The 10,756-nt window shown below is 34.7% G+C and carries 6 protein-coding genes; 3 read left to right on the top strand and 3 right to left on the bottom strand.

Annotation, left to right across the window (positions count from 1 at the left end; genetic code table 11):
- Window positions 1–128 precede the first annotated feature (128 nt).
- Window positions 129–3,041, bottom strand: a complete 2,913-nt coding sequence (secD, locus tag WFK35_RS15770) for a protein translocase subunit SecD (RefSeq protein WP_336733397.1) — start codon at window positions 3,039–3,041, stop codon at window positions 129–131.
- A 215-nt stretch (window positions 3,042–3,256) separates the two neighbouring features.
- Between secD and WFK35_RS15765 the strand changes: the two genes are divergently transcribed.
- Window positions 3,257–4,621, top strand: a complete 1,365-nt coding sequence (locus WFK35_RS15765; protein WP_336733395.1) for a PQQ-dependent sugar dehydrogenase — start codon at window positions 3,257–3,259, stop codon at window positions 4,619–4,621.
- Between the two features lie 66 nt (window positions 4,622–4,687).
- On the opposite strand, the gene hemN is transcribed toward WFK35_RS15765, so the two are convergent.
- On the bottom strand, window positions 4,688–6,046 hold the full coding sequence (gene hemN / locus WFK35_RS15760; RefSeq protein ID WP_268053783.1) for an oxygen-independent coproporphyrinogen III oxidase: 1,359 nt from the start codon (window positions 6,044–6,046) through the stop codon (window positions 4,688–4,690).
- Between the two features lie 266 nt (window positions 6,047–6,312).
- On the opposite strand from hemN, the gene WFK35_RS15755 reads away from it, so the two are divergent.
- Window positions 6,313–7,407, top strand: coding sequence for a hypothetical protein (locus WFK35_RS15755; protein WP_336733394.1), 1,095 nt, complete (start codon window positions 6,313–6,315; stop codon window positions 7,405–7,407).
- Between the two features lie 55 nt (window positions 7,408–7,462).
- Complete coding sequence (locus WFK35_RS15750; RefSeq protein WP_336733393.1) at window positions 7,463–8,671, top strand: hypothetical protein; 1,209 nt, start codon at window positions 7,463–7,465, stop codon at window positions 8,669–8,671.
- Window positions 8,672–8,697: 26 nt separating this feature from the next.
- Here the strand turns inward: WFK35_RS15750 and WFK35_RS15745 are convergent.
- The coding region (locus WFK35_RS15745) for an Hsp70 family protein (RefSeq protein ID WP_336733392.1) at window positions 8,698–10,756 on the bottom strand (2,059 nt) is incomplete at its 5' end.

Genomic DNA, 10,756 nt, shown 5'->3' with positions numbered 1-10,756 from the left:
AGCAGGAAATAACTCCTGATTAAATAAAGAATTTAAAACAATAAAAATTTTAATGAGGAGCTTTCGACATCCACAAAAAAAGCCTCCCGAAACCGGAAGACTTTTATTCTTATTTATTGTAGTATAAGTTATTTTGAAGCAAGTACTTCTTTGTTGGTTGTTGATTTACCATGTACTTCATCTTCTTTTCCTGTTTTCAGGAAGTCGTAGGCAATTGCGGATGCCACGAAGATGGATGAATACGTACCGAAACCAATACCGATTAACATGGCAAACATAAATCCTCTAAGGTTATCTCCACCGAAAATGAAGATTGCCAGAATTACAAGAATTGTTGTAAATGAGGTGTTGAATGTTCTACCCAAAGTACTTGAAATAGAATCATCAAATAATCCTGCTAATGTTAATGATTTCTTCTCTCTTAAATATTCTCTGATTCTGTCGAAAATAATTACGGTATCGTTAATTGAATAACCTAATACAGTAAGAATCGCGGCGATGAAGTCCTGATTGATCTCCATATTGAAAGGCATATACTTGTGAAGCAATGAATATGATCCTAAAATAATGATCGCATCGTGGAATAACGCAGCAACCGCACCCAAAGAGAATTGCCATTTTCTGAATCTTAGTAAAATGTAGATAAAGATAATTCCTAAAGCTCCTAAAACAGCGTAGATACCGTGAACTTTGATATCATCAGCTACAGAAGGTCCAACTTTCTCAGAAGAAATAATTCCTGCATGCTCTTTATCTGCAGATTTGAAATCTTTCAACGTTGTTCCTGCAGGTAAGTTTGATTTTAAACCTTCATATAATTTTTGCTCAATTACCTGATCTGCTTTTAAAGATTCGTCTTCGATAAGGTAATCTGTAGAGATCTTTACCTGGTTGTTGCTTCCGAAAGTTTTAGCTTCAACAGAAGAGTTCTTACCGTCTTCCGTTTTGAATAAAGCGACTAATTTATCTTCAACATCTTCCGCTTTTACATCTTTATCAAATCTTACCACATAGTTTCTACCACCTGTAAAGTCGATACCATATTTGAAACCGTGTGTAGCAATAGAAATGATACAAGCAATCGTTAAAACAGCTGAGAAAATGTATGCATATTTTCTTTTCCCGATAAAATCAATCCATGTGTTTCTGAATAGATTTTTCGTTGCCGGAGTCCATACAGAAAGTCCTTTTCCTTTAGACAATCTTGAGAAAATCATTACTCTTGAAAGCAATACGGACGTGAATAAGGTCATTGCAACCCCGATCATCAAAGTCAATGCGAAACCTTTGATAGGTCCTGTTCCGAAGAAGAACAATACAACAGCCGTTAAGAATGTGGTTGTGTGACCATCGATAATCGCATTCAATGCGTGTTTGAAACCATCTTTGTATGCTTCAAGAATACTTTTTCCTGCGAATAATTCTTCTTTTGTTCTTTCGTAAATGATAACATTTGTATCAACCGCAACTGCCATTGTTAAAACGATACCCGCGATACCCGGAAGCGTAAGCGTAAAGTCGCCCGAATCCATAATACCGAAAATGTAGAATAAGTTGATGATCATGGCAATTACTGCATAAACACCTGCTCCACCGTAGTAGAAAATGATGTAAACGATAATAATCGCAAAGGCAATCATGAATGACATTAACCCTGCATCAATCGATTCCTGACCTAAAGACGGACCAACAACCGTAGCCTGAACTACTTTTGCTCCTGCCGGTAATTTACCCGCTCCTAAAACGTCAACCAGTTCTTTTGCTTCCTCCTGAGAGAAGTTCCCAGAAATCTGAGTTCTACCATTTGGAATAGCACCTACAACGTTCGGCGCAGTGTAAACTCTGCCATCAAGTGTTACAGCAACAGGTTTTCCAACGTTTTTCTCTGTTAATGTTTTCCATTCTTTAGCTCCTTTAGAATCCATCTGCATATCTACCACTACTCTGCTCAACTCATCATAGCCGATGTTTGCACTTTCTACAGCACCATCTACCGGAGCTTTCTGGTTGATATTTCCTCTGATGGCATATAATACTAAGCTTTCAGCATCGGAAGCTTCCGGCTTGTATCCCCACATAAACTGGGTATATTTTATGTTTGCAGGACGTAAAGACTGTGCAACTTTGCTGTTTAAAATTTTGTTTACAACAGCGGTATCAGACAATTTTACGCTTCCTACAGCACTTTGGCTCATAGATTTTCCACCCTGCAAGATATTCATCAAGTTTACATTTTTTGCAACTCCCATAGAATCTCCTTTTGCAGCGATCATAGTAGCTAATGTCTGGAAATAAGGATACACTTCAGGAGATTGCTGTACTTCCCAGAACTGAAGTTTTGCAGAAGTCTGAAGCATTTTCTTTACTTTATCGATATCCTTCATCCCCGGCATTTCAACAGAAATCCTTGCGGTTCCCGGAACTCTCTGAACGTTCGGCTGGATGGCTCCAAGCTTATCAATTCTGGTTCTGATTACCTCAAAAGCGGTTCCTACAGATGCATCGATCTTTCTTTTAACAATTGCTTTTACCTGATCATCAGGCGTGTTGTACTTTACTTCAGTAAGTGTTGTATTTCCGAAAAGTTCCGGATCTGCCAACTTCAGATTTGTACCTTTTGCTTTGTTAATTGCATCGAACTGATCGAAGAAATTGTCGATGTAAGCTTTTGTAGAATTCTTCTGAACTTCATCTGTTTTGTTTAAAGCCTCAATAAGGATCGGGTTTGTAGAATACCCTGTAAGATCATTCACAAGATCTCTCTGGTTGATTTCCAAAAGAACGTTGATCCCTCCTTTAAGGTCAAGACCAAGCTTCATTTCCTTGTCTTTGGCTTTTGTGTAATAAAGTTTAGTGAATCCCAGATTCAGAGTATCCTTAGAAAGTTTTGCAATTTCTTTCTGATACTTCTCCGGATTGTCTCCTGCAATAGCAGTCGCCTGCTTTTCAATTTTGCTGGCGTACCATGTTGGTAATAGCTCATTTAAGCAAATTAACCCTAGTACAATAGCAACAATTGTAATAAGTCCTTTTCCTTGCATTTTGTTATAACTACGTTAAATTAAGTCGGCAAATATAATCATTTTCTTGTATTTTATGAATTTTTAACAACAGAAATCGTTTATTTTCAGATATATCGGCATTCTTATTTTCATTTAAGATTTAATAATTATTTCGTGGTATTTTAATGAATTTTTCAATGGTTCATTGGTATGGAATTTTCATTCAGATTTAATGCACTAAATATCAAAATATTATGAAAAAACTACTTTTTTACGCAGGTATTTTTTCTTCCCTCATGCTGAATGCCCAAAGCATTACTCTGGAAGAATTTGCGACCGGGTTTACGGCACCCGTAGAAATTGCCCACGCGAACGACAGCCGGATGTTTGTTGTTCAGCAAAACGGAATCATTAAAATCTTACAATCGGACGGAACAGTAAACTCTGCTAATTTTTTAAACATCAGTTCAAAAATCACGTATGGAGGCGAAAGAGGACTTCTCGGACTGGCTTTTCACCCGCAATACCCTTCAAATGGGTATTTTTTTGTGTATTACAATGATACCGGCGGAAATATTACCGTAGCCAGATATACCAGAAGTTTCACCGATCCTGATGTTGTCGATCCTGCAACTGAAAAGATCATTCTGAATCTCCCAAAACCTTTTGATAACCATAACGGCGGAAGTATTCATTTTGCACCGGATGGATATTTGTGGGTTGTTACAGGCGATGGCGGAAGCGGCGGCGATCCAAATAATAATGCCCAGAATAAGAATTCTCTTTTAGGTAAATTACTGAGGTTGGATATTAATTCCACAGGAGCATACAATATTCCTCCAGGAAATCCTTTTGTGGGAATTGACGGAGCCGATGAAGTCTGGGCTTACGGATTAAGAAATGCATGGAAGTTTAATTTTGATACCGTATCAGGAAATGTAATGATTGCAGATGTGGGACAAGGACAGATTGAAGAAATCAACAGAATGCCGTTAACACAGGCAGGAATTAATTACGGATGGCGCTGTTATGAAGGAAATAATACTTACAATACGACAGGTTGCGCCGCACAATCTACAATGACTTTTCCAGTTGCAGCTTATGATCATTCCGGAGGAAAATGTTCGATAACGGGAGGTTATGTTTACAGAGGAACGCAGTTTCCGGCGTTGCAGGGAAGATATTTTTTTGCAGATTACTGCTCCACGCAGATCGGAAGTCTGAATTCCGATGATTCGATAACATGGACTTCTGCTTTTTCAGGCAATAATTTTTCAACATTCGGCGTGAATAATCAGAATGAGCTTTTTGTAGCTGCTGTTACTAGCGGTAAGATTTTCAGAATTACGACTACCACTTTGGGAGTTCAGGAAAATGACTTTTCAAACCAAATCAAGGTTTACCCTAATCCTGCTTCAAAAAAGGTTTTCATCGAGGGTGTAAAAGATAAAAACACAGCAGTTGAAATCATCAGTTTTGAAGGAAGAAAGGTTTTAGAACAGGGAAAAATTGAAAGTGACAACAGCGTCAATATTTCGGGGATTCCTGCAGGAGTTTATTTTATCAACTTAAATTCAGGAAATGAAAAATCTTACAGTAAAAAAATAATAATTAAATAAATTTCAGACAGCTAAAAAGCCTCACTTCAAAAATGGACTGAGGCTTTTTGATTTATTTAAAAAATATTATATCGTCATTGAAAAAATTCTCGTTTCCGGTTTGTTTCTCATCATTCTGAGATCGAAAACCATCGCTACATTTCTCGTAAAGGCTCTTCCTTTCTCTGTAATCTGTATATGATGACCGTTAATTTCCACCAGCTCATCATTTTCCATTTCTTTCAGCATCTCAAATGCATTTTCAAGCTCCGGAAAAGAATTATGGATGTCAAAAGTTGTTTCCAACTGACACATCAGGTTCAGAATATGTCTTCTTACCGTAAGATCTTCATCATTCAGAATATGACCTTTCACGACAGGAATTTCTCCTTCTTCCACCATTTTCTGGTATTCTTCCACGGTTTTGATATTCTGGGCAAAAGCATACCATGAATCTGAAATGGCAGACATTCCCAAACCAACCATCAACTGGGTTTTGCTTGAAGTGTACCCCATAAAATTTCTGTGTAATTTCTTCTGAATCAGAGACTGGTACAAATCGTCGTGTTCCAGAGAAAAATGATCCATTCCGACTTCGATATAGCCCAATTCTTCTAATAACTTTTTACCGTCTTCGTATAAACGGCGTTTTTCTTCACCACTTGGCAAATCGTTTTCATCAAAACCTCTTTGTCCGACACCTTTCACCCACGGAACGTGCGCGTAAGAATAAAATGCCAATCGGTCCGGTTTTAATTCCATCGTCTTGCGGATGGTACTTTCCATCGCTTCCCAAGTCTGATGCGGAAGTCCGAAAACCAAATCGTGACTGATTCCTCTGTAACCAATCTCTTTCGCCCACTCCGTCACTTCTCTTACTTTTTCGAAAGACTGAATTCTGTTGATCGCTTTCTGCACTTTCGGATCGTAATCCTGAACGCCAAAACTTACCCTTCTGAAGCCTAAATCGTATAAAGTCTGAAGATGTTCTTTCGTGGTATTATTCGGATGCCCTTCAAAAGAAAATTCCTGATGTTCGGCAATTTCTACGGTTTCAAAAATTCCTTCCAGTAAGGTTTTTAAGTTTTTCGGAGAGAAAAAAGTCGGAGTTCCGCCTCCTAAATGCAATTCCTTCAGTTTAGGCTTTTCGTTAAACAGTTTAAGGTAAAGCTGCCACTCTTTCAAAACACTTTCAAGATAAGGAATTTCAACGCTGTGTTGTTTTGTGATCCTTTTGTGACACGCGCAAAACGTACATAAAGCCTCGCAAAAAGGAAGGTGAATGTATATGGAAATCCCCTCTTCTGCATTACTTTCCTTGAATGTTCGGATGACACTCTGCTTCCACAATTCCGGAGTAAAAGAATTTTCGTCCCAATAAGGAACAGTGGGATAAGAAGTGTAACGAGGTCCGGGAATATTATATTTATCGATTAAAGAATTCATTTTCTGTTTACAATTTTAAGGTGAACCGAAATCAGGTTTCACAATGCAAAATTAACTATATCTGATGAATTTTGTATCATGAAATATATTAGTCGTTTTCAATCAAAAATTCTCTACAAAGATAGGGCAAAAAAATTCCATAGTATGAAATGCTCTGTCTTAAAAATTTAAATAAAGCTTTCAATTCTTCTTTACAGATAAATTTATAATCACAGAATAAAAGTTGCTATTATAATTTTTCATTATTTTGCAAAAACATAAAAATCATGATCAATTTTAGTCTGAAAGAATTTGTAGACGAAAACATTCAGAATTTCGATCCACAAAATCCGCAGGACATCATTAAAGCGGAAAAACTGCTGAAAGCAGAAAGTAAACTTAACAACAAGTTCACCATTAATGAAATTGAAGAATTTTTAGAATATATAAAAAACAACAAACAGCATTTCGATCGAATTCTTAATCTGCCCATTATTAAAAGTATTTGCAGGGATATTTATCCTGAAAGTCTAAATATCAAGCCCGTTTTTGAAAATATTTCGGAAAGTGAGATTGAAGAATTCAGGGAATTTTTCACACCTTATCTGAAAGAGTTCATTTCTGTTAGTATTCGATATAATAAATGGCAGCATCTCATCAATTTTTACAATTTTTATTTTCAATTTTTTAGCATGGAAAGTCTGGATTTTTTAAAAATACAGCTTCATGATAAAAATAGGCTTATCATTGAAGGAATTAAAAAAGATATAAATTTTTCTCTTTTCAAAAAAAATTATCCTTTTTCATTTGATAAAAAATTCTATTTACTGCAATCCTCTATTAATGATCTCGAATTTGATGATGATATTTTTACGATCAGCAATAGTTATGGAAAAAATCATGATATATCAATCGATAAAAAAATGATATTTGGAGAGATCTTTATGGCTGCTTTCCATTTTAACGCATCAAATTTATTTACTAGAATTATTATTAAAAGAAATCGTAAAACTGCTAAAGAATGGATAAATCAAAAGAAAGGTATATTAAATAATCTTGCACATGATCTTGCCCACTTTTTCGTAAAAGATGAAAATGCAGGATACATTGTGTTACTCTCAATTATTATTTTTTGCTTTTATTTTCTAAGCTTTTTCTTTGTGGTTTCAATTAACCGCAAAGCATATATTTTTTATTCTGTAATAAATATAGTTGCTTTATATGTGTCAAACAGAAAGCTTAAATACCATTACAGTCTTTTCAATCCTGAAAATTCTATCCATACCATGGGTAAGGTTTCCGCCATACTATTAAATACCATTATTATTAATTTTGTTTTATTACTAATTGTGGGATTAGGACTAATTTGTTTTATCGATTGAGTTTTCTGAATGAAAATTTCAGATTATTTTTGGAATTATATTTTTTTAATTAATAATGATTAATCTTCAATTATTGGATGTTGTAAAAGAATCTCTGCCAAATTTTGACGGAGAAAATTCTTCTGACCTCATCAAAGCGGAAAAAATCTTAAAAGCGCATCAAAAAATTAATTCAGAATTTTCATTAAATGAAATTGAAAACTTTATTTCTTTTTTCAAAGAAAATGGTAATAAATTCAATATTCTTTTTGAGGATGAAAATCTTTTCAGCATATTTAAAGGTGAGTATTTCAATATCAATTCGTCACACAACAGGGTTTTTCCGAACATCATGCAAATTACGCCGGAATTCAGAACGTTTTGCGAAGAGCCTATAAAAAAATACATTCAGCTCAATATCCAAAATAACAACTGGGAAAACCTGAGAATTTTTTATAAAAATTATTTTCCTGTCCTCAGTCCGTTAACTAAGGAATTTTTAATTGATCAGATCAGCCAGAAAAATAAACTGGTGCGATCGATTATTCCGGAACCTAATCACTACAGTTATCTTCTCGCCCAATACAAACATGGAATTAATCCCCATTTTTATGCTTTGCAGTCCGATATTGATTCTTCGTATTTTAATGATGTAATTTTAGACATCAACAATGATGTTTCTGAGCATCAGAACATTGATACTTTCTTTAAAGTATTTTTAGGAAAGATCTTAGTTGCTCTTGGACATTTTGATGCATACACAGAAGATTTAAGAACAATACTTAAAAAGAACTCGAGAATCGGCGCAGATTGGGCAAGTAAAGAATATACATTCGATTCCAGAGCAATGGCGCAAAGATTTCTTCAGCAAACAACCATTAATGAAAGATTTCTTAAAAATACTAAAAGTAAAGCTAGCAATTCAGAATGGATTACTACAATTGGTTATTATATTATAGTTTTTATGATTTTGGCAGTATTGCTGAGCGTCAATAAATATGCATTTCAAATTGTTGTCGTAGTAGAAATTATCGCTTTTTTCATTGTTAATAACAGAATGAACAGACGATACGACGAATTATTCAGAGAAATAGATCATCCATATCTGGGAAAACTTAAAAAATTTGGTTATAAACTGATACAGCTTCAATTGTATACTTTAATAGTCGGGGCTTTTATTATGATTTTTGTCGGATTAGTTGTTGCATGTTTTACGGCTCCCGTTTTAGGAATACCTTTGGTTTTTGGTGCAGGTTTCATGCTCAGAAAATTAATGAACAGATAAAAAACACTCTAAAAAGAGTGCTTTTATTATTTCAATCCTAAATTTCCATCCTGATCATCAAACAAACTTTTAGGTTTTACTTTCAGCTCGTTATACATGCTCGAAACCACAAATTTCAATTCCTGATAATTGCTGTTCTCAACTGCCTTATCTCCTGTTTCTATAAGTTTCTGAATTTTCTTCTGATCTTTATACTCTTCAATATCACGGAATTTGTAATGATAATAAAGATCTACGTATGATTCATCACGTTTATAGTAAATTTCAGTATTCAGTCTTTGAATTTCCTGAGATTTCCTTTTGATGATCGCTTTTTCATTGGACTCCAAAAAGATCTTTTCATCTTTTACAATCTTATAAAACTGATCTTTCTGTCTTTGTGTGGCTTCTTCCAGCATACTTTCCAGATCTCTTTTATTCTCTCTATATTCTTCAATTTCGTAGGTTACATCTCGAAAACGGACTAATTTATCGTATTCCTGAAGCGTTCTTCTTTTTCGTTCATCAAGCTGAAAAATTCTTTCCGTAGATTCGTCTTCTTCCACCTCGATCAGATCAAATTTTATTCTGAAAAGCTCATCTTTCATATTTTTAAACTTTACCAGTATTTTAAAATCTTCGTCATTAGAATCATCAATATTTTCGACAAAACGTAATTCATTTTCGATCTCGTCAATCACTTTATCAATGTCTTCCTGAAATTTTTCTTTATTAATGTGCTTTGTATGAGGATTAAAAACTTCCTTTTTCTCAAAATCGATTGAACTGATGTACACGGAAACCGACAAATCCCTCGATTCGCTCATATTGAATTTCAGCTCAATATCCATTCCTTTCAAGAGATTGATCGGCATATCTTTGCTGTTGATCTCAATATATCCGATGCTCATGTTGCTCGCAGGCAAAGTTCCGGATTTTCCTTCCAGAATATTGATAATCAGTTTGTCATCGGCATCTTTATTGAAATTTTTGGATGTCGTTTTATAAATGGTTTTGCTTAAAGGCAGAATATCATTTTTCTTAAATATTTTTTCCAGTAAAGTTCCTCCGAAAGCATCATCGATTTCAAGACAAATATCGTTTGGTAAAGGCTGTCCCGAAATATTGTAAATTCCGTGATTAATGGAAATATTATTTTTCTCAAAAATCTGATTTTGGTTATGATCAAAAATAGTCAGCGTGAAATTATTTGCCTGTTTCGGTAAAACTTTAATGAACTCTGAAAATTTATTTCTGAAATTCATTAAACCTGTATCAAAACCGCCATCTTTTCTTGTAATTCTGAAATATCCTTCAAAATTCTCCACCATTCCTACCAAAAGTTCTTCATCGTCCTGAGTATTGATCTCGTAAATCAATTTTACATCGATCTTATTCTGATCCTGATCTTTTTGAATAGCTGTTTTCTGTTCTTCACTTGCTTCTACCATTTCTTCTTTCGTTCCGGCAAAATAAGCTGCACCGACCATTACCGCCGTTGTCGGATCAATTGAATTATCCACTAAAATCCCAAAAGTATCCTTCAGATATTCTCTGATGTAAGGAATGTACGTTGTTCCGCCAACCAAGATAATTCTTTCAATATCTTTCGCTGTCTTTTGATTCTCTTCCAGCAATTTTTTAATAAAAATTCCTGTTTCTTCAACCTTTTCGGCAATAACTTCATTGAAATCACTTCTTGAAATCTCAAAATCAATATAATGATTGCCGTCATTCAGTTCCAATTCTGAAATCACGGTTTCTTTTACAGAAAGCTCTTTTTTTATTTCTTCGGCTTTGTATAGAAGTTCGTAGTATAATTTTGTGTAATTGTCATCCTGCTTCGACATCAGTTTTTTAAACAAAAATTCTTCGTTTAAAAGGGCTTCAATTTTTGGAATAAATAATTTTTCGATCATCAAATGATCGAGGTCTACTCCACCCAAAAAGTTGTTTCCTTCATGGTCGATGATCTTCAGTTCTCTTTCATTGATTTTCACCAATGCAACATCAAAAGTTCCGCCTCCGAAATCGTAAACCAGCCAGTTTTTTTCTTCTGTGTGTTCAATATTCTGGAAATTCGCATACGCAAGACACGCTGCAATA

The organism is Chryseobacterium sp. VD8 (assembly GCF_037149975.1).
GTDB lineage: Bacteria > Bacteroidota > Bacteroidia > Flavobacteriales > Weeksellaceae > Chryseobacterium > Chryseobacterium indicum.
The sequence above is the reverse complement of the archived record's forward strand: the minus strand, read 5'-3'. Positions and strand labels throughout refer to the sequence as shown.